This is a genomic window from Curvibacter sp. Hmag1.1 (assembly GCF_059769165.1).
Genome location: NZ_JBMBGX010000002.1, coordinates 2365360 through 2384393 on the forward strand (window position 1 = coordinate 2365360; position 19034 = coordinate 2384393).

Below are 19034 nucleotides of genomic sequence, written 5' to 3' on the forward strand. Positions count from 1 at the left end.
TCAGGCGTCCTCCCGGATCTGGCGTCCGGTCAATTTCAAAAACAGGTCTTCCAGATTGGCCGGGCGGTGCAGGGTGCGTAACTGGGGGTACCCCCCAAGCGCCTGCAGTAGAGGCGCGGAATCCTGGGTGTAGAAGAAGACGGTCTCGCCGCTGACCTCCACGCGAGCCGCCAAGTTGCGCAAGGCGCTGTTCACCAGCGCCTGAGCGCCTACGCCGAACACCTCGACCACATCGGGCTCGAGGTGGGCAGCAATCAGGTCGCGTGGGGTGCCTTCGGCAATCTTCTTGCCATGGTCCAACACCAGCAGGCGGTTGCACAAGCGCTCGGCCTCGTCCATGAAGTGGGTGGTCAGCAGGATCGACTTGCCTTGTTGTAATAAGACCTGTAGCCGCTCCCACATGAGGTGGCGGGCTTGCGGGTCCAGCCCGGTGGTGGGCTCGTCGAGCAGCAGCAGCTTGGGGTCATTCACCAGTGCGCGGGCCAGGCTCAAGCGCCGCCGCATGCCGCCGGACAATTCACCGGGCTTTGCATTGGCTTTGTGGGTCAGCGCCGCAAACTCCAACAGCTGCGGAATGCGGGCCTTGATCGCGGCGTCCTTCATACCGAAGTAACGGCCATAGACCAGCAGGTTCTCCGCGCAGGTGAAGTCCGGGTCCAGGGTGTCGAACTGGGTGACGACGCCAAGTTGCGCCTTGATGGCCATGGCCTCATGGGGCATTTGCAAGCCCATGGCCGTGATGGTGCCGCCGTCGGGCAGCGTGTGGCCCAGGCACATGCGGATGGTGGTAGTTTTGCCTGCACCGTTGGGGCCGATGACGCCCAGGCATTCGCCCGGGGCTATGTGAAAAGACAGGTCTTTGACGACTTCGGCATCGCCGTAGCGCTTGCGCAGGTGCTCGACCTGGAAAAAGGTGGGGTTGGAGCTTGTCATTATTGAAATGCCACTTCCGCAAAACTGCGCAGCTTGCGGCTGTGCAACTGGTCTATACCCTGAGAACGCAACAGCTCCAAGGCGCGGATGCCGATGCGCAAATGCTGGTCCACCCGCTCACGGTAGAAGTGGTTGGCCATGCCGGGCAGTTTGATCTCGCCGTGCAGTGGTTTGTCGCTCACGCATAACAAAGTGCCATAAGGTACCCGGAAGCGAAAGCCATTGGCTGCAATGGTGGCGCTTTCCATATCCAGCGCCACTGCGCGGCTCTGGCTGAAGCGGCGCTGGGGCTGGTTGTCTGGCAGCAGCTCCCAGTTGCGGTTATCGGTGCTGGCCACGGTGCCGGTGCGCATGATGCTTTTGAGTGCGTTGCCGCTGACCTGCGTCACATCGGCCACGGCTTGCTCCAGTGCGACCTGAATTTCTGCGAGGGCTGGAATCGGTACCCACAGCGGCAGCTCTTCGTCCAGCACATGGTCTTCGCGCACATAGCCATGGGCCAGCACATAGTCGCCCAGTTGCTGGCTGTTGCGCAGGCCGGCGCAGTGGCCCAGCATGATCCAGGCATGCGGGCGCAGCACGGCAATGTGGTCGGTGATGTTTTTGGCGTTGGCGGGGCCCACGCCGATGTTCACCATGGTGATGCCGGCGTTGTCGGCGCGCACCAGGTGGTAGCCGGGCATCTGGGGCAGGCGGGGCGGCTCTTTCCCGAGGGCGTCTGCCGCCTCGGCAGGCAGGCCCACCCGGCGGGTGACCATGTTGCCCGGCTCCACAAAGGCGATGTATTCGCTGTCCGGGTCCTGCATGGCTTTGCGGCCCAGCGCGATGAACTCGTCAATATAGAACTGGTAGTTGGTGAAGAGCACAAAGTTCTGAAAATGCTCCGGCCCGGTGCCGGTGTAGTGGCGCAGGCGGTGCAGCGAATAGTCCATGCGCGGCGCGGTGAAAAGCGACAACGGCAGGGGCTCGCCCGGGCGGGGCTGGTAGGTGCCGTTGGCAATGCCATCATCCATTGCGGCCAGGTCGGGCAGGTCGAATACATCGCGCATCAGGGTGCGGCGCTCGGGGCTCATATGGCCCTCCACATGGTCGTGCTCAGCGAACGAAAAGTGCACCGGAATCGGCTGGTTGCTGGTGGCCACCTCAATCTCGCCGCCGTGGTTTTGCAGCAGCAGGCGGAACTGCTCCAGGTAGTAGCGGTGGTACAGGTCGGGCCGCGTGAGCGTGGTCTCGAAACGGCCGGGGCCGGCCACAAAGCCGTAGCTCAGGCAGGCAATGTCGGCCGCAGCCTTGCGCGACACGGTGTCGGTGTGAATGCGAACCAGCGGGTAGCAGGCGCGTACATGGCCGCCCAATTCTTCACCGGCCACAAAGCGCTGCATGGCCTGGCGCAAATGGCTGATGCTCTGGTCGTAAATGGCATGCACCTGGGCCAGGGCGGCGGCCGGGTCGGTAAAGCGGGCGGGGGCGATGAAGGGGGGCAGGCTGGTCATGCCCCCATTGTGCCGCTGGAATACGTCAGTGAACCGAAGGACTGCGTGGAGTAAAGTGTGGGCAACAGAACACAAGCGCGCCCCGGTGACCGACCCCAAAGACTCCCGTTTCTCAGAAACCGGCTTCCCCTCCTTGCAGTGGGAGGACGAGGATTTGGACACGCGCCCCCTGCCGCTCAATGAGCGCCCCTTGCAGGCGCAGATTGACCACGAAATGGCCATCATTGCGGAGCATCACATCCGTATTGCCCTCGCGATTGAGAAATTCTGGGGCCACCGGGATTGCGTGGAATACATCCGCACCCTCATCCTGAATGGCGGCTATTCGGACGGCGCAACCAAGCGGGTTGGCTTCAAGTCGGAAGTGATTTCGGCCCTGATCAATCTGACGGCGCTGCACCGGATCGAGTAGCGCAGCCCTCGCAGATGCATGCTTTGCCCCGCGCCTGCGCGGGGATGCGGCTCAGCAGTTCCGCACTGAAATCCACTTGGGTGCACCAGCACGGGCCCTGAGGCTGGCCGGTCAACTTTTCAATTTCCATGGCGCAGCGGTTTCCCTGGCCGCACACAGGGCACACTTCGGGGTTGACGTTGGCAGCGGATGTTTCAGTCATGAAGCTTGCAGTGTAGCCAGACCCCAACCGCACATCAGAGGAGAACGCCTTGGCAGTGGAAATCGAGCGCAAATTTCTGGTGACGGGCGATGCTTGGCGCAACGGCAGTGGCGTGCTGTACCGGCAGGGCTACCTCAATCGGGACAAGGTGCGCACCGTGCGCATCCGCATTGCGGGTGGTGCGGCCTTTCTCACCATCAAGGGCAAAAGCACCGGGGCGACCCGGGCTGAGTTTGAGTATCCGGTGCCCATGGACGATGCGCAGGCTCTGCTGGCTTTGTGTGACGGTCCGCTTATTGAGAAAACCCGCTATATCGTGCTGCATGCAGGTCACCGTTGGGAAGTGGACGAGTTTGCCGGCGACAACGCCGGTTTGGTTGTGGCGGAGCTGGAGTTGTCAGCGGAAGACGAGGCCTTCGACGCCCCCGCGTGGCTGGGCCCAGAGGTGACGCACGACGCACGCTACTTCAACTCCAATCTGGCTACCCAACCGTTCTGCACATGGGGCGCGTAAAAGTCCGGTAAAGCAGGGCTGGCCTCCATGCTTTCTCCACACTTGCATTGCACATTCTTAGCACCGGTCAGCGTGCCGGCTTGTAGGACACTGAAACCAAGGAAAACCATGCGCCCACAACTGCTCTCCCTTGCTTGCCTCGCTGCCCTTGCTTGGGGCGGACTGGCCTTCGCCCAGCAAAACTCCACCCAACAGCCCCCGCCCAAACCGCCGGAGGGCCAAAGCGGCCCGCAGGAGCACCGCGGCCCGCCGCCCGAAGCGCTGGCCGCCTGCAAATCTCTGGCAGCGGGAGCCGCGTGCAACTTCACATCACCCCGCGGCGCAGAAATCGGTACCTGTTTTGCGCCTGAGGGCAAGCCCTTGGCGTGCCGGCCCAAGCACGGCCCGGGTGGCCCGGGCGGACAGCAAGGCCCCGCCAACGGAAATGCCAGCAAGCCCAAGCCGATGAACTGAGTAAGAGTGAAAAAGGCTGCTGGCGCTCATTGAATATGCGCGAGCAGCTCCTGTTTTTGTAGCAATTTACACTGGCAGGTATGCAAGTCAGTTCTGCTGCACAGCGTTCCCGCACCGAATACACCCAGCGCATGAACCGGGTGATGGACTACATTGACAGTCACTTGGATGGCGACATCGATCTAGCGGCCTTGGCCGACGTGGCGCACTTCTCACCGTTCCATTTCCACAGGCTGTTTGCGGCTTGGATGGGGGCTACCTTGGGTGACTACGTGCGCCGCAGACGCTTGGAAGTAGCCGCTTTGCAATTGGCCGGCAACACGCGCATCTCCGTGCTGGAGGTGGCTTTGGGCGTGGGATTTGGTTCAGGCGAGGCCTTTGCCCGAGCATTCAAGCTGCGTTTCGGTCAGTCGCCCTCTGCATGGCGAGCCGCCACGCCGCAGCGCTGGGCGGCAGAATTGAGAGGGGTGCGCAAGCCGCATCAGGCCGAGAGCAATTTGGATCAGGCAGGGCACAGCGCCAACGGGCACCATGACGCCATGTCTGACTCTCAGTCCTTTTCCTCCATGCAAGTCACACTCACCACCCTGCCCGCCGTGCGCGTCGCCTATATGCGCCATGTCGGGCCATATGGTGTGTCGGTCAACCAGTTCTGGACCGGCACCTTCCTGCCTTGGTGTTTTGCGCAGGGGCTGTTGCCCGGCGCCTCAAGTTTTGGACGCGGCCTGGACGACCCGCACATCACCGCCCCCGAGCATTGCCGTTACGACGCCATGGTGCAGGTGCCGGATGATTTTGTGGCGCGTAGCCCGGCGTCCATGGCTACCTTGCCGGGCGGTCGCTATGCGATTGCCCCTTTCGAGGGCACGGTGCCGCAACTGACTGTGGCATGGACGGAGCTACTTCGGGACTGGCTGCCAGCCAGCGGCATGAAGTTGGATGGCCGCCCCTTGTTCGAACACATGCCGCCGGATGCCCGCTATGACGCTGCGACGGGTGTCATGCAGTGCGAGCTGTGCATTCCGGTGCAGCCTTTGTAGGCGGGAAGGGGAGGCCTATTCGTCCACCGGCACGTACAGGTCGGACTTCATCGCATCAATCACCACATTGGTGGTCATGCGAATGACCTGCGGCACCTCGGCCATCAGCCGGGCGGAGAGGGCGTCGTACTCTTTCACGCTTTTGCTCAGGATGACCATTACCAAGTCGACCGCGCCGGTCACGTAAAAGAGCTGCTGCACCTCAGGTTCTTTTTGCACCCAGGCGCGGATGCGGGGCAGGGCCTCGTAGTTGTCCTTGAGCTCGATGCCGGCGATGAACTGCATGCGCTGGCCAACGACCTGCGGGTCCACGATGGCAACCTCCGCCGTAATCACCTTCTCGGCCCGCAGCCGGCGCAGGCGGCGTTGCACCGCGGATGCGGACAGGCCGACCGCCTCGGCAATCACTTCTGCATTGACCTGGCAATCGCGTTGCACGAACTCCAGAATTTTCCGGTCAAAGGGGTCCAAAGGCGTTTCCATCGCTTGATTGTAGGTAAAAGGGGGTGTTGAGCTCACGCGGCGCGAAAGCGCTTGCTTATGCGGTTTTTCCGCGTTCAATGTGGCGAATACGCCGCCTGGCGCCATTTCTTTTGAGGAAACTTGAGCTTCCTTTGCGCCTCAAAAACGCTTTTTTGCGTGTCTAACGCGAGGCGCAGGGGCATGGATGGTGATAGGCGGCATGCTGTTGTTCATAGCCGCCCAAAGTGCTGGCTCTGGTGCGGGACTTCGTTCCTGCGGTGGGGTTTGGTTTGCCGGGCGACCGGGTTTTGTCTGGAGTAATAAAGAATGAAGCGTCAGTTTGTGAAAGCACTGTTGAGTGGTCTGTTCTTGGCGGCTGGTTTGGCCCAAGCCCAAGACGTGGTGCGTATCGGCACCTTGTCGGACTACCCTCCGTTTGAGTACAAGGATGCGTCCGGCCAACTCAAGGGCATGGAAATCGAGTTGGGCAACGCGATGTGCAAGCACATGCAAGCCAAATGCGAGTACGTGACCATGGACTTTGATGCCCTGATTCCTGCCCTCAAGGCCAAAAAGATCGATGCAGTGCTGGCCCAGATGTCCATCACTGCTGAGCGCAGCAAAGTGGTGGACTTCACCGACCTGTTCACCCTGGCTCCCGTGCAATACGTGGCCAAAGTGGGCTCCGGCATCAACGAAGACCCGGCCACCCTGCGCGGCAAGACGGTGGGCGTTTACAGCGGCTCCAATAGCGAGACTTACTTCAAGAAGCGCCTGCCCAAATCTAAGTCCGGCATTGTGACCAAGGCTTACCCCAACCAGGACGCGATCTGGTTGGACCTGGAAGCCGGCCGCCTGAACACCACCTTGACCGACACCACCGTCGCTTACGAGTGGCTGCAAAAAACCGGCAAGGCCAAGGGCTTCGACTTCGCCGGCAAGCCGGTGAACGATGTGGAAATTTTCGGCGAAGGCACCGGCATTGCAGTGCGCAAGGGCGACGCCCTGAAGGCCCGCTTCAACGCCGCCATCAAAAAGGTGCTGGCCGACGGTACCTTTGCGGCCGAGAACAAAAAGGTGTTTCCGTTTAGCATTGCTCCCACTAGCAAGTAACTGACAGGCCGCCACCGCCCCGTGCGGGCGGTGGCGGCGCTTTCCCGGAGCCGAGATGGATGTTTTGCAGGCCTACACGGGCCAGCTGCTGCAAGGTGCGCTGATGACCGTGCAACTGGCCTGCGCCGCCCTGGTGTGCGGGCTGGTGTTTGGCTTGGTGCTGGCGGCTTGCCAGCTTAGCCGCCACGCCTGGCTGCGTCGTCCGGTGGCGGTGCTCACCGGCGTGCTGCGCGGGGTGCCCGAGTTTCTGGTGGTGCTGGTTTGCTACTTCGGGCTGTCCAACCTCATCAACAATCACTTCGACAGCGCGTTTGACATCAGCCCGTTTTTTGCGGGCGTGGTGTCTTTGGCGCTGGTGTTGGGGGCCTACGCCTCTGAAGTATTTCGCGGCAGCTTTGTGGCGCTGGAGCGCGGGCAGCTGGAAGCCGCCCGCTCGCTGGGCCTGAGCCCGGTGCAAACCTTCTTTTTGGTTCGCCTGCCGCAGGCTTGGCGCATCGCCATTCTCAGTCTGGGCAACCTCTGGCAATCCCTGCTCAAAGACACCTCGCTGGTGTCGGTGGTGGGTCTGGAAGACTTGCTGAAAAAATCCAACATGGCGGCGCAGGCGTCGCATCAGCCGTTCCTGTTTTTGATGGCGGCTGCCGTCATGTATTTCTGCCTGCTGGCGATTTCTGACCCGCTGGTCTCCGCACTCGAGCGGCGGGCGCAGCGCCCCTACCAGGACCACCGTGGTTAGCCATGGACGCCTGGTTTACCGACATCCTCGCCCTGCTGCAGGACAACCGCGCCGAACTGTGCGAAGGCTTGGTCGTTACCCTGCAACTGTGGGCTGCCTCGGGCGTGGCCGGTTTGGTGCTTGCGCTCGGCTTGGCACTGGGTGCCACGCACGGCGGGCCTGTGGTGCGGCGACTGGTGCGCTTTTATGGCGCCGCTTTTCGGGGCACGCCGCTGCTGGTGCAAATGTTCCTGCTGTATTACGGGCTCAGCCAGTTTGAGTGGGTGCGCGCATCCGTTGCGTGGGTGGTGCTGGAAGACGCGTTTTACTGCGGGTTCATCGCCTTGACGCTCAACATTGCCGCCTACATGGCGGAAGACATTCGCGCAGGCATTCTGGCCATTCCCGTTGGCCAAACTGAGGCGGCTCGCGCTTTTGGCATGCCGTCCGGCACTTTGCTGCGCCGTATCGTGCTGCCGCAGGCTTTGCGCATTGCGACTCCTGCTTTGGGTAACGAAGTGGTGTCCTTGCTCAAAGCCACGGCGCTGGTGAGCACCATCACCGTGTTTGATCTGACGGGTGTGGCCCGCCGCCTCTCTAATGAGTCGTACACCACGGATGCGCTGGTGTTGGCTGGCGTGGTCTATGGCGTGCTGACCCTGCTGATATCGGCGGGTGTGCATTTTCTGGAGCGCTACCGCAAAAGCCACGTGGCCTGAGCTGCTTATCTGCACAGAGGCCAGGCAAATTGCCGCCGCAGCGCAGGCGCTTTGTCTAAGCTCTTCCTCGAATTTTTGAATGATCCCCATGATGCTGAATCCCCTGAATAGTTTTCTCGCCCACGACCGCCTGATGGTGCTGGACGGCGCCCTGGCCACTGAGCTGGAGCGCCGCGGTGCTTACCTGAATGACGGGCTGTGGTCCGCCAAGCTGCTGATCGAACAACCCGAGCTCATTCGCGCGGTGCATGCGGACTACTTCGCCGCCGGGGCCGATGTGGCCACCACCGCCAGCTACCAGGCCACCTTTGAAGCCTTTACCCGCCGTGGCATGAGCCGGACGGAGGCCGCAGATTTGATGCGCCTGTCGGTGACTCTGGCCTGCGAGGCACGCGATGCCTTCTGGGCCGAGCCTGCCAACCGCGTGGGCCGCCTGCGCCCGTTGGTGGCCGCGTCGGTAGGCCCTTACGGCGCCATGCTGGCCGATGGCTCGGAGTACCGCGGCAACTACGGCCTGAGCCGTGCCGCACTGGCCGACTTCCACCGCGAGCGCATGCAAGTGCTGTCTACCTCGGGCGCCGACCTGCTGGCTTGCGAGACGATTCCCGGCCTGGACGAAGCCTTGGCGATTGCCGATGTGCTCGCAGAGCAAAACAACATCACTGCTTGGATAAGCTTTTCCTGCAAAGACGGCGAGCACAACGTGCAGGGCGAGCGCTTGGCTGACTGCGTGGCTGCGCTGGAGGCTTACCCGCACATTGTGGCGATCGGCGTGAACTGCACGGCCCCTGAGCACGTGGCCAGCCTCGTTGAGCAGGCCAAGGCCCGCACCACCAAACCGGTGCTGGTCTACCCCAACTCGGGTGAGCACTACGACGCCGAAGGCAAGGTCTGGACCGGTGCTTGCGACCCGGCGGATGCTTACGCAGAGATGGCTGCGCGCTGGCAAGCCAAAGGGGCCCGCATGATTGGTGGCTGTTGCCGCACCGGCCCGGACGATATCCGCGCAGTGCGCCACATGGCAGCCACCTGAGGCGTTTAAGTATGAAATGGGCCTCTGGCGCACATGGAGTAAGCGCGAGCAGCTATTAAAATCGTAGCGTCTTGAGGTTTTGCTTCAGTTCACTGCGCTGCCGGCGGTAGCGACATCACCCACTGCGCCATCTGCCGCGCTTGCTCCTCGCTGAGCTGCGGGTGGCGAGGCATCAGGGCCCGGCCCCACTCCCCGGCGCCCCCGTTGCGTATCTTGCCCGCCAGGTAGTCCACCGCATCAGGTCGGCCTTGGTAGCGCGCAGCCACTTGGTTGAATGCGGGGCCGACATAGCGCCTGTCTACCCCGTGGCAGCGAATGCAGTCGGACGCGTTGACGGCGGCCAATCCGGCTGCCAGCGTGGCTGGGGTAGCCGGAGAAGCTGTCGCTACGACAGTGCTGGTGTTAGTTGTTATGGCAGCAGAATTTTGAATCGCTTTGCCTTCGCTGCTGCCCGCCTGCAACGTACGCCACCCCACCATCAGCATGCCTGCAACGACCACCACTACTGCCACGACAAGTGCCGCTGCAAGCCAACGCGGCCGTTGAGGTGGGGTGTCGTCTTCCGGGTGCATGTTAGAGCTCTCTGGAGATGGGGTGCCAGAGTGTGGCGCGAAAGCCATGGCATGGTGAGGTGCGGGCCTTTATTGCGGCCTCTTCCATCAACAAAAACGGCACCCGAAGGTGCCGTTTTTCTGGAGGGCTGGCTTACGCCGCCTTCACCTTCAAGCGCCAAGCATGCAGCAACGGCTCGGTGTAGCCACTAGGTTGCGCCAGGCCCTTGAACACCAAGTCGGTCGCTGCTTGGTAGGCCGCGCCCTTGAAGTTGCCCACCATGGGGGTGTAGAGCTTGTCGCCGGCGTTTTGCTTGTCCACTTTGGCGGCCATGCGTTGGAAGGTTTCTTCGACCTGCGCCTTGGTGACCACGCCGTGGTGCAACCAGTTGGCCATGTGCTGGCTGCTGATGCGCAGGGTGGCGCGGTCTTCCATGAGGCCGATGTCGTTGATGTCGGGCACCTTGGAGCAGCCCACGCCTTGGTCCACCCAGCGCACCACGTAACCCAGAATGCCCTGGGCATTGTTGTCCAGCTCGGCTTGCTTCTCGACGTCCGTCCAGTTGGGCGTGGCCGTTACCGGGATTTGCAGCAGGTTGTCCAGGATGCCGGCACGGGCCTTCTCGTAGTTGGTCTTTTCCAGTTCCTTCTGCACATCACTCACCAGCAGTTGGTGGTAGTGCAGGGCGTGCAGGGTGGCGCCGGTGGGGCTGGGCACCCAGGCGGTGTTGGCACCGGCTTTGGGGTGTCCGATCTTCTGTTCCATCATGGCCTTCATCAGGTCAGGCATGGCCCACATGCCCTTGCCGATTTGCGCCTTGCCGCGCAGGCCGCTGGACAGGCCCACCAGCACGTTGTTCTTCTCATACGCAGCAATCCAGGCGCTGCTCTTCATGTCCGCCTTGCGGATCATGGGGCCGGCTTGCATGGCGGTGTGCATCTCGTCGCCGGTGCGGTCCAGGAAACCGGTGTTGATGAAGGCTACGCGGCTTTGGGCGGCGGCAATGCAGGCCTTCAGGTTCACGCTGGTGCGGCGCTCTTCGTCCATGATGCCCAGCTTCACGGTGCTGTCCGGCAGACCCAGCATCTGCTCCACGCGGTTGAACAGCTCAGCGGCAAAGGCCACTTCTGCGGGGCCGTGCATCTTGGGTTTGACGATGTAGACCGAGCCCTTGCGCGAGTTGCGGATGGCGTCCTTCTTGGTCTTCTTCAGGTCATGCAGGGCGATGGTGGTGGTGACCACGGCGTCCATGATGCCTTCGGGGATTTCTTTGGTTGTGCCATCGGCTGCCGTGTAGGTGATGGCCGGGTTGGTCATCAGGTGGCCCACGTTGCGCACAAACATGAGGCTGCGGCCGTGCAGCTTGACTTGCCTTTTGCCGTCAGGTGCGGTGTACACGCGGTCGCCGTTCAGACCACGGGTCAGTGTTTTGCCGCCCTTGTCAAAGCTCTCGACCAAAGTGCCTTGCAGAATACCCAGCCAGTTGCCATAGGCCAGCACTTTGTCTTCGGCGTCCACCACGGCCACGGAGTCTTCCAGGTCCAGGATGGTGGACAGTGCCGCTTCGACTACGAGGTCGCTCACACCGGCTGCATCGGTTTTGCCGATGGGCGTGGCGCGGTTGATGATGATGTCCAGGTGCAGGCCGTTGTGGATCACCAGCACGCTGCTGGGGCTCTTGGCTGCGCCTTGGAAGCCGACAAACTGGGTCTTGTCGGCCAGCTTGCTGGTAGAGCCGTCTTTGAGCGTGACCACCAGCTCACCGCCCTTGATGGCGTAGCCGGTGGAGCCCACATGCGAGCCTTTTTTGAGCGGTGCGCAGCGGTCCAGCACGTGGCGTGCGTATTCGATGACCTTCTTGCCGCGCTTGGGGTTGTAACCCTTGGGGCCCACTTTTTCGCAGCCCTTGTCTTCGCTGATCACATCCGTGCCATACAGCGCGTCGTACAAAGAGCCCCAGCGCGCGTTGGCAGCGTTCAAGGCGTAGCGGGCGTTGAGCACGGGCACCACTAGCTGCGGGCCGGCTTGGGTCGCCAGCTCGGCATCCACGTTCTTGGTGGTGATCTTTACCTTCTTGGGGCTCTCGACCAAGTAGCCGATTTTTTCCAGAAAGGCCTTGTACGCAGGCATATCGGTGATTGGGCCGGGGTTGGCCTTGTGCCAAGTGTCCAGCTCGGTTTGCAGGCGGTCGCGCTCGGCCAGCAGGGCGATGTTCTTGGGGGCCAGGTCGGCCACGATGGCGTCGAACCCTTTCCAGAATGCTTCGGGCGTGATGCCGGTGTCAGGCAGTACTTTGGACTCGATGAACTGGTGCAGGCTCGTGGCCACTTGCAAGCGGTGTTCAGTGGTGCGGGGTGTCGATGTCGTCATGGTGGGCCTTTCAAAGGAAGGGGCGGTCAACAAAGTGAAAACAGGTCGCGCGAGGGGGAATGCCCTCAGGCTATGGATGTACTGTATTCCATCCTTTGCAGATTACTATATGGAAGAATATCAATCGATTTGTGACTTTTCAGGATGTAGTTCATGCCCATACGCCATCTGGTTCTGCTGAAATTCAAAGCCGACACGGCGCCCGCACAGGTGCAGGCCATAGAAGCCGCGTTCGCAGCATTGGCAAGCAAGATCAGCGCCGTGCAGAGCCTGGAGTGGGGCACCAATAAAAGCCCCGAAGGCCTGGCCAAAGGCTTTACCCACTGCTTCAACCTCACCTTCGCGGATGAGGCCGGCCGCGCAGGCTACCTGCCACACCCCGATCACTTGGCGTTTGTGGAGATTTTGAAACCCACGTTGGACGACGTGCTGGTGTTGGATTACGCCGTGTAATTTGTGAAGATACCCGCCATGACAAGCGCTAACCCGAGCTACCCCTCCGAGCAAAGCGGGCCCGAAGCCCGAACCCTTCCCCTCGCGGGCATCCGCGTCGTTGAATTCACCCACATGGTCATGGGGCCCACTTGCGGCATGACGCTGGGGGACTTGGGGGCTGAGGTCATCAAGGTCGAGCCGCTGGCCGGTGACAGCACACGCAAGTTGCTGGGCAGCGGTGCGGGCTTTTACCCGCTGTTCAATCGCAACAAGAAGAGCATTGCGGTGGACCTCAAAAGTCCGCAGGGCCGCGAGATCGTGCTCAAGCTCATCGCAACCGCCGACATCGTCAGCGAGAACTTCAAAACCGAGACCATGCAGAAGCTGGGCTTGGACTACGCCTCTCTGAGCAAGCTGGACCCGCGCCTGATCTACGTAAGTCACAAGGGCTTTCTGCCCGGCCCCTACGACCACAGAACCGCGCTGGACGAGGTGGTGCAAATGATGGGCGGCCTGGCCTACATGACCGGCCGCCCCGGCGACCCGCTGCGCGCGGGCAGCAGCGTGAACGACATCATGGGTGGCATCTTCGGCGCGGTGGGTGCCATGGCCGCACTCATGCAGCGCCAGCAAACCGGCAAGGGCCAGGAGGTGCAAAGCGCGCTGTTTGAAAACAACATTTTCTTGGTGGCCCAGCACATGATGCAGTTCGCCGTGACCGGCAAAGCCGCCGCGCCCATGCCCGAGCGCATCTCGCCTTGGGGCATTTACGACGTGTTCAGCGTCAAAGACCATGAGCAGATTTTCCTGGCCGTGGTGGGCGACGGACAGTGGAGGACTTTTTGTGAAGCCTTTGGCTACGCCGACCTGTTTGCCGACCCGCGCGTCACCACCAACAACGACCGTGTGTTGGCCCGCAGCTGGCTCATCCCCGAACTGCGCACACGCCTGGCGCAGTTCAGCCGTGCAGAGCTGTCACAGCGCTTTGAGCACGTGGGCCTGCCCTTTGCTCCCATCACCGATCCGCAGCATTTGTTTGACGACCCGCACCTGCAAGCCACCGGCGGGCTGGCCCCCATGGAGCTGCCAGATGGCCGCCAGACGCAAGTGCCCTTGTTGCCACTGACGCTGGGTGGTGAGCGCCTGGGCCTTCGCTTGGACCCGCCCAAGTTGGGCGAGCACACCGACGCGCTGCTGCAAAGCCTGGGCTACAGCGCGGACGAAGTGGCCGCACTGCATGTGCAAGGTGTAGTGCTATGAAAAATATAGTTGCTTGCGCATATTCCACTAGCGATAACTGTCAGAAAGGGGTGAAGGGGAGTGCGTTTTGCTCCGTGTCCCCCGCCCGCTACGCGGGCTCCTCCTTGACCTACGCAAAACGCACTCCCCTTCAGCTTCGGGCGCGCTAACCATGGACAAGCTCAAGCAACTCGAATCCTTCGTCTCGGTCGCCACCCGTGGCAGCTTGACTGCAGCCGCCAATGCCGAAGGCGTGGCCCCCGCCATCATGGGCCGTCGGCTGGATGCGCTGGAAGAGCGTCTGGGCGTGAAGTTGCTGATCCGCACCACCCGTCGCATCACCCTCACGCACGAGGGCAGTGCGTTTCTGGAAGACTGCCAGCGCATCATCGCGGACGTGACCAACGCAGAGGCCAGCGTGAGCGCCGGGGGCGTGAAGGCGGCGGGCCATTTGCGCATCACGGCGCCGGCGGGTTTCGGCCGTCGCCATGTCGCGCCGCTGGTGCCCAAATTTCGCGAATTGCACCCGGATGTGACGATTTCGCTCAACCTCAGCGACCGCGTGGTGGACATTGCAGGCGAGGGCTTTGACTGCGCCGTGCGCGTGGGCGACATGCCCGATTCGTCTCTCGTGAGCGTGCGCATGGCCGACAACCGGCGCTTGTGCGTGGCCACACCGGCCTACCTCAAGCGTCATGGCACGCCCAAAACGCCGGCCGACTTGAGCCGTTTCCACTGCCTCACGTTGTCCAGCGACGCATCCCAAACCCGGGGCTGGGCTTTCAAGCTGCCCGCGGCCAAGGGCGAGCGCGCAGACACGGGCGAGGTGATCTACCTCAAGCCCGCCGGCCCGCTGGACTGCAGCGACGGGCAGGTCTTGCACGACTGGTGTCTGGGTGGCTACGGCATCGCATGGCGCAGCACCTGGGAAGTGGAGAACGAAATCGCCGCCGGCCGCCTGGTCGCGGTGCTGGAAGACTATGCCGCTCCGCCCAACGGCATTTACGCCGTCTTCCCCCAACGCAAACACATGCCCCTGCGTGTGCGCTTGTGGATCGACTTCATCAAAGAGCGCTACAGCGCGCCGGAGTATTGGAACAAAGCTTGAAAGAGTTCAGATTGCTATTGAATTAATAGCTGCTTGCGCATATTCCATGGGCGCTAGTGGCCAAAACAAGCAAAAAGCCGGTCCACCTGGGTAGAACCGGCTTCTTCATGGGCGAGACGGGCGGATTACTGGGCGTCGTCTTCCGAAGGAACGTCAAACGGATCGTCCAGGCTGTCACTCTCCATCATGGCGATCTCGGCGCACTGCACTCCGTTGAGCTGGTGGCGGTAGGCCAGAAAAGCGTGGCGGGCGTTGGCTTCGTCGTCGCCTTCGTCATCGGCTGCGGCAGCGGCCAGATGGTGTTTGGCGGCGGCCTGGAAGTGGTGTGCTGCCATGCGGTGGTAGTCGGCTATGGTCTCAAAGTCTTCGTCCACCAGATCGTCTGCCACGGTGTCGGCCACGGGGGAAGTGTCTTGGGTCATTCAGGGCTCGCTTTTCTGTGAAACACGGCAACATGCCGCCCGCACAGCGTGCGCCCCCGCCGTGAACCCTGTGTGACAGGCGCGTGAGGCTTTTGCGACGCTGAGTGGTTTAGACCAGACCCCAGTCGCGTGCGCCCTTGAACCCGGGAAATATGGTTTTGAGTTGGCTGTCGCTCAGGCCCCACTGGCGCTGGAAGATGCCGCCCAGCACGCTGCGGTATTCGTTCAGCACCGCATAGTCACGGTTCTGGAACAGGGTGGCCGCCGTCATCTGCACCTGCTCGCCGACCACTTGCTTGCCGCGCACCGCGCCACCCAGCACCCACATCACGCTGCCATGGCCGTGGTCCGTGCCGCGATTGCCATTCTGGCGGAAGGTGCGGCCGAATTCGCTCATGACGACCACCACGGTGTTGCGCCATGCGCTGCCCATTTCTTGTGAAAAAGCCGCCAGGCCTTGGCCCAGCTCGTCCAAGCGGCTGGCCAGATAGCCGGTGGCGCCGCCTTGGGCCACATGGGTATCCCAGCCGCCCACATCCACAAAACCCAGTGCGTATTGCTCGCGCATCAGGCGGGCAATGCGGCGGGCTTCCAGTTCAAAGCCCTTGGCGGTGATGGCGCCGCGGCTGGCGGCATCCATCTCGGCCGACATTTCGCGCATCACCTGGTCGCGCACCGCAAAGCCGCTTTGCACGGTGCCCTCCAAGCCCGTGCCTTTGTACATGGCAGCAATGATGCTGCTCTGGCGTGTGTCTACCGACGGCTTGCTCAGGTTGCGCAGGCTGGTGTTCGGCACCCGCAGGCCCCCTTGCATGGCGATGGGCAGTTGGTCGGTAAACGCCATGGGCGCGGCAGGTTTCGGGCCTTGCAGCTGCGTGGCCAGCCGGTTCAAAAAGCCCGAGCCGTATTGAATGCTGCCGTTGTTGAGCTGGCCCAGTTCGATGCTGTCCTGCGTCTCGAAATGGCTGCGCGAGAGGTCGTCGGTACCGCTGAAAGGCACAAAGGCCAATTCGCCTTGCTGGTAGAGCGGATAGAGCGATTCGCGCAGAGCCGGGTGCAGGCCCCAGTCGGCAGAGAGCGGCAGGGCGCTGGCTAGGTCGGCAGAGGGCTTGGCAATAGCAATCTCGGGCCGCACTTCGTAATAGAAGCTGCTGCTGGTGGGCACCAGCAGGCTGGCCGCGTCCATGCCTCCACGCAGGAAGACGAACAAAAACTTGGGCGCCCCGGTGCTTGCCACCGCCGTGGCGGCATGCAGGTGCACGCCGGGAATGCCCAGCGCTGCAGCCGCTGCGGTGGTGTGCAAAGCTTGGCGGAAAAAGTGACGACGTTGCATGGCGGACTCCGGTAGGGTGGCCTTGAGCGGGATGGCGCTTAGCGGCGCATGGATTCGGGTGCTGCGAGCAGGAAGGTGTTCCATTCCTGTGGCGAATTGGCCTGGTCCAGCGCAGCGCGCGTGGCCGGGCTCAGGCTACCCTGAATCGCCTGGTAATACAGCGCGTTGGCCAGTTGGGGGAATGCAGGCTTTTCAGTGGCTTGCGGGCCATCCGTCTTAAAGAGGCCGGCACTGCCGGAGCCGATCGCCTTGGCAATCTCAAAGCGGGTAGTCAGCTGGCCCGCGCTGTCCCAGCCTGAGGCCACCATGGGGTAGCCGTCCGGCGTCTGGCGGCCATAGAGCGGCTCGCCCATGCGGTTGATCCAGTTCATCATGGGGCCGACATTGAGGATGACCTTGTCGTCATACGCCAGCCGCACCGAGGACACCACATAACGTACCGGGTCCTTGAATTTGGCGGGCGGTGCGTTCACAAACTCAGGTGCAGTGAACAGGGTCTCCAATACTTTGGCGATCTGGCCATCGGTCGCTTTCCAGGTGGCCGCCATGCGGTCTATCAGGGCTTGGGGCGGGTTGTCCGAAAGCCAGTAGGTGGCGAGCTTGCGGCTGACGAAGCGTGCGGTGGACGGGTGGCGGGCCAGCGTGTCCAGCGCGGCGTCCACTTCGGCCAGGCCCTCGCCGGTCACGGGGTTGCCCAGCAGGGTTTTGGGGCCCATGTCGTGGCGCTGCGGGTTGAACTCAAACACGCCACGGCGCACATAGAGGCGGTTGAGCTCTTTGCGCAGGTTGGGGTTACCGGTGTTCATGTTCACACCGACGCCAGTGAGTACCCGTGCCAGCTCCTGCACATCTTTCTGGGTGTAGCCACCATCCACCCCCAGGGTGTGCAGTTCCATGAGCTCTCGCGCAAAGTTTTCGTTGATGCGGCCTGCGGCGTTCTGGTCGTTGTCCAGGTAGCGCAGCATGGCCGGGTGGTAGGTCACTGCACCCAGCAGATCGCGGAAGCGCCCCAGGGCGTGCGGCCGCAGAGCGCTGTTCTCATAGTCCCCCAGCATGGCGCGCAGGTTGTGCTTGTAGAGGTGCACATTGAAGTGGTTCAGCCAGAACCAGGTCATCTGCTCCTGAACCTGGGCCGGGCTATAAAGCGCGCGCAGCAGGTGGCGGGTGGCGGATTCGCGGGCCAGGCGGTTGAGCTCCTGCTGGTAGGCCTGCTGGGCGGCTTTCTTTTCGGCGTCGTCTTTGAGCGCGTCAGAGTCTTTGCGCTGCTGCTCCATTTTGAGGACCAGATCCGTCAAGCTGGTCTGGCTGATGGTCATGCTGCGTACCGCTTCGCGCGCGGGCTCGGGCAACACAGCGTCCCGGGGCTGGAGTTGCTGCTGCAACCATGTGGCTTGCCCTTGCTGCTCCAGTTGGCGGGCAGTGTGGCTGTTGGCGCCCCAGGTTACCCGGTTCAGCCACTGGTAGTTCTGCTGGGTGGCCGGCGCTGCTGCGCTGTTGGACGCGGCGGGTGGCAGTGGGGCACAGGCCTGCATGCCGGCCAGTGCAGCGCACAGCCACAGAGGGGCCAAGGAACGGGCGGAGGGGAGCATGCGTTTCATGCAGCGCATGGTAGCGCTGCACCCCGCGCCGCACCAACTGTTACTTTTGTAAAGCTGTCAGGCTTTACCGAATTCAGCGCCCAGTTCACCGGCGCGTTTGTGCGCGGCAAACAGGGCTTTGGCAAACAGGTCTTTGACGCCGCTCTCGTCCATGGACGTGATGGCCGCATACGTGGTGCCCCCCTTGGAGGTGACTTTGGCGCGCAGAGTTTCCGGCGGCTCGGTCGATGCACGGGCCAGCTCGCCCGCGCCGATGAAGGTGGCCACGGCCAACTGGTAGGCCTGATCACGCTCCAGGCCCAGCTTGGCACCGGCCTCGGTCATGGCTTCCATGAAATAGAACATATAGGCCGGGCCGGACCCGCTGATGGCAGTGACTGCGTCGAGTTGCTCCTCAGCTGTGAGCCACACGGTGGCACCGGTGGTGGCAATGACTTCGTTGGCCCAGTCTTTGTCCGCCTCGGTGACGGCCGGGCGGCCGTACAGCGCGGTGATGCCCTTGCCGATGAGCGCGGGCGTGTTGGGCATGGTGCGGATGATGCGCTCACTACCCAGCCATTGGGCGATGCTCTGGCTGGTGATGCCAGCCGCTACGCTCAGGTGCAGGGCATTCTGGTTGTGGGCACGCACGGCAGCGGCGGCGTCCTTGAAGGTTTGGGGTTTCACGGCCCAGACGATCATGTCGGCGCCTGCCAACAACGCACCGGCTTCAGCATGTGGAGAGAGGCCGAAGTCCTTGGCCAAGCGCGCGCGTGCTTCGTCCCAGGGTTCCACCACGTCAATATCGGCGGCCGAGAAGCCTTGGCGGAGCAGCCCGCCGATGATGGCGCTGGCCATATTGCCGCCGCCTATGAATGCAATGCGCTTGCCCATGGTGTGTCCTGTGCG

Annotated in this window: 21 protein-coding genes; 11 read left to right on the forward strand and 10 right to left on the reverse strand. The window is 62.4% G+C overall.

Annotated features, from left to right (window positions below; genetic code table 11):
* Both ACOAP0_RS11785 and ACOAP0_RS11790 read right to left on the reverse strand, forming a co-directional pair.
* Positions 1 to 933, reverse strand: a complete 933-nt coding sequence (locus tag ACOAP0_RS11785; RefSeq protein ID WP_498376550.1) for an ATP-binding cassette domain-containing protein — start codon at positions 931 to 933, stop codon at positions 1 to 3.
* Complete coding sequence (locus ACOAP0_RS11790; RefSeq protein ID WP_498376551.1) at positions 933 to 2426, reverse strand: AMP nucleosidase; 1494 nt, start codon at positions 2424 to 2426, stop codon at positions 933 to 935. Before ACOAP0_RS11790 ends, ACOAP0_RS11785 begins: the two co-directional genes overlap by 1 nt.
* An 85-nt stretch (positions 2427 to 2511) precedes the next feature.
* On the opposite strand from ACOAP0_RS11790, the gene ACOAP0_RS11795 reads away from it, so the two are divergent.
* Positions 2512 to 2838: a hypothetical protein gene (locus ACOAP0_RS11795; protein WP_481874853.1), complete on the forward strand. Its 327-nt coding sequence runs from the start codon at positions 2512 to 2514 to the stop codon at positions 2836 to 2838.
* Here the strand turns inward: ACOAP0_RS11795 and ACOAP0_RS11800 are convergent.
* Positions 2807 to 3040, reverse strand: coding sequence for a cysteine-rich CWC family protein (locus ACOAP0_RS11800; protein WP_498376553.1), 234 nt, complete (start codon positions 3038 to 3040; stop codon positions 2807 to 2809). The genes ACOAP0_RS11795 and ACOAP0_RS11800 overlap by 32 nt on opposite strands.
* 49 nt (positions 3041 to 3089) lie before the next feature.
* On the opposite strand from ACOAP0_RS11800, the gene ACOAP0_RS11805 reads away from it, so the two are divergent.
* The 3 genes from ACOAP0_RS11805 (at position 3090) to ACOAP0_RS11815 (ending at position 5047) form a co-directional block, all read left to right on the forward strand.
* A complete protein-coding gene (locus tag ACOAP0_RS11805) occupies positions 3090 to 3554 on the forward strand; it encodes a CYTH domain-containing protein (protein WP_498376554.1) in 465 nt (154 codons plus the stop codon).
* 108 nt (positions 3555 to 3662) lie between these two features.
* On the forward strand, positions 3663 to 4007 hold the full coding sequence (locus tag ACOAP0_RS11810; RefSeq protein ID WP_498376555.1) for a hypothetical protein: 345 nt from the start codon (positions 3663 to 3665) through the stop codon (positions 4005 to 4007).
* An 80-nt stretch (positions 4008 to 4087) separates the two neighbouring features.
* Positions 4088 to 5047 (forward strand): AraC family transcriptional regulator, encoded by a 960-nt coding sequence (locus ACOAP0_RS11815; protein ID WP_498376556.1) that lies wholly within the window; start codon positions 4088 to 4090, stop codon positions 5045 to 5047.
* 15 nt (positions 5048 to 5062) lie between these two features.
* On the opposite strand, the gene ACOAP0_RS11820 is transcribed toward ACOAP0_RS11815, so the two are convergent.
* The gene (locus ACOAP0_RS11820) at positions 5063 to 5530 is read right to left on the reverse strand and encodes an Lrp/AsnC family transcriptional regulator (RefSeq protein ID WP_087497360.1); all 468 of its coding nucleotides are present in this window, start codon (positions 5528 to 5530) and stop codon (positions 5063 to 5065) included.
* Positions 5531 to 5836: 306 nt separating this feature from the next.
* Here ACOAP0_RS11820 and ACOAP0_RS11825 point away from each other — a divergent pair, with 306 nt between their 5' ends.
* The 4 genes from ACOAP0_RS11825 to mmuM all read left to right on the forward strand — a co-directional run bounded on the left by ACOAP0_RS11825 (position 5837) and on the right by mmuM (position 9089).
* Complete coding sequence (locus ACOAP0_RS11825; protein WP_498376557.1) at positions 5837 to 6622, forward strand: transporter substrate-binding domain-containing protein; 786 nt, start codon at positions 5837 to 5839, stop codon at positions 6620 to 6622.
* Positions 6623 to 6677: 55 nt separating this feature from the next.
* The gene (locus tag ACOAP0_RS11830; protein WP_498376558.1) at positions 6678 to 7358 is read left to right on the forward strand and encodes an ABC transporter permease; all 681 of its coding nucleotides are present in this window, start codon (positions 6678 to 6680) and stop codon (positions 7356 to 7358) included.
* 2 nt (positions 7359 to 7360) lie between these two features.
* Positions 7361 to 8056: an ABC transporter permease gene (locus tag ACOAP0_RS11835; protein WP_498376559.1), complete on the forward strand. Its 696-nt coding sequence runs from the start codon at positions 7361 to 7363 to the stop codon at positions 8054 to 8056.
* A gap of 88 nt (positions 8057 to 8144) precedes the next feature.
* The gene (gene mmuM / locus ACOAP0_RS11840) at positions 8145 to 9089 is read left to right on the forward strand and encodes a homocysteine S-methyltransferase (protein ID WP_498376560.1); all 945 of its coding nucleotides are present in this window, start codon (positions 8145 to 8147) and stop codon (positions 9087 to 9089) included.
* 89 nt (positions 9090 to 9178) lie between these two features.
* Here the strand turns inward: mmuM and ACOAP0_RS11845 are convergent, their stop codons facing one another.
* Both ACOAP0_RS11845 and ACOAP0_RS11850 read right to left on the reverse strand, forming a co-directional pair.
* A complete protein-coding gene (locus ACOAP0_RS11845; protein WP_498376561.1) occupies positions 9179 to 9661 on the reverse strand; it encodes a c-type cytochrome in 483 nt (160 codons plus the stop codon).
* 133 nt (positions 9662 to 9794) lie between these two features.
* The gene (locus tag ACOAP0_RS11850; protein WP_498376562.1) at positions 9795 to 12011 is read right to left on the reverse strand and encodes a malate synthase G; all 2217 of its coding nucleotides are present in this window, start codon (positions 12009 to 12011) and stop codon (positions 9795 to 9797) included.
* A 153-nt stretch (positions 12012 to 12164) separates the two neighbouring features.
* Between ACOAP0_RS11850 and ACOAP0_RS11855 the strand changes: the two genes are divergently transcribed.
* The 3 genes from ACOAP0_RS11855 (at position 12165) to ACOAP0_RS11865 (ending at position 14793) form a co-directional block, all read left to right on the forward strand.
* Entirely contained in the window at positions 12165 to 12464 is a 300-nt protein-coding gene (locus tag ACOAP0_RS11855; RefSeq protein WP_498376563.1) for a Dabb family protein, read from the forward strand.
* An 18-nt stretch (positions 12465 to 12482) separates the two neighbouring features.
* Entirely contained in the window at positions 12483 to 13706 is a 1224-nt protein-coding gene (locus tag ACOAP0_RS11860; protein WP_498376564.1) for a CaiB/BaiF CoA transferase family protein, read from the forward strand.
* A 151-nt stretch (positions 13707 to 13857) separates the two neighbouring features.
* A complete protein-coding gene (locus ACOAP0_RS11865) occupies positions 13858 to 14793 on the forward strand; it encodes a LysR family transcriptional regulator (protein ID WP_498376565.1) in 936 nt (311 codons plus the stop codon).
* Between the two features lie 125 nt (positions 14794 to 14918).
* Here the strand turns inward: ACOAP0_RS11865 and ACOAP0_RS11870 are convergent, their stop codons facing one another.
* The 4 genes from ACOAP0_RS11870 to proC form a co-directional block, all read right to left on the reverse strand.
* Positions 14919 to 15215: a hypothetical protein gene (locus ACOAP0_RS11870; RefSeq protein WP_498376566.1), complete on the reverse strand. Its 297-nt coding sequence runs from the start codon at positions 15213 to 15215 to the stop codon at positions 14919 to 14921.
* Between the two features lie 109 nt (positions 15216 to 15324).
* On the reverse strand, positions 15325 to 16548 hold the full coding sequence (locus ACOAP0_RS11875) for a DUF1501 domain-containing protein (RefSeq protein ID WP_498376567.1): 1224 nt from the start codon (positions 16546 to 16548) through the stop codon (positions 15325 to 15327).
* 38 nt (positions 16549 to 16586) lie between these two features.
* Entirely contained in the window at positions 16587 to 18146 is a 1560-nt protein-coding gene (locus ACOAP0_RS11880) for a DUF1800 domain-containing protein (protein ID WP_498376568.1), read from the reverse strand.
* A gap of 57 nt (positions 18147 to 18203) precedes the next feature.
* Positions 18204 to 19019 (reverse strand): pyrroline-5-carboxylate reductase, encoded by an 816-nt coding sequence (gene proC / locus ACOAP0_RS11885; protein ID WP_498376569.1) that lies wholly within the window; start codon positions 19017 to 19019, stop codon positions 18204 to 18206.
* Positions 19020 to 19034 lie beyond the last annotated feature (15 nt).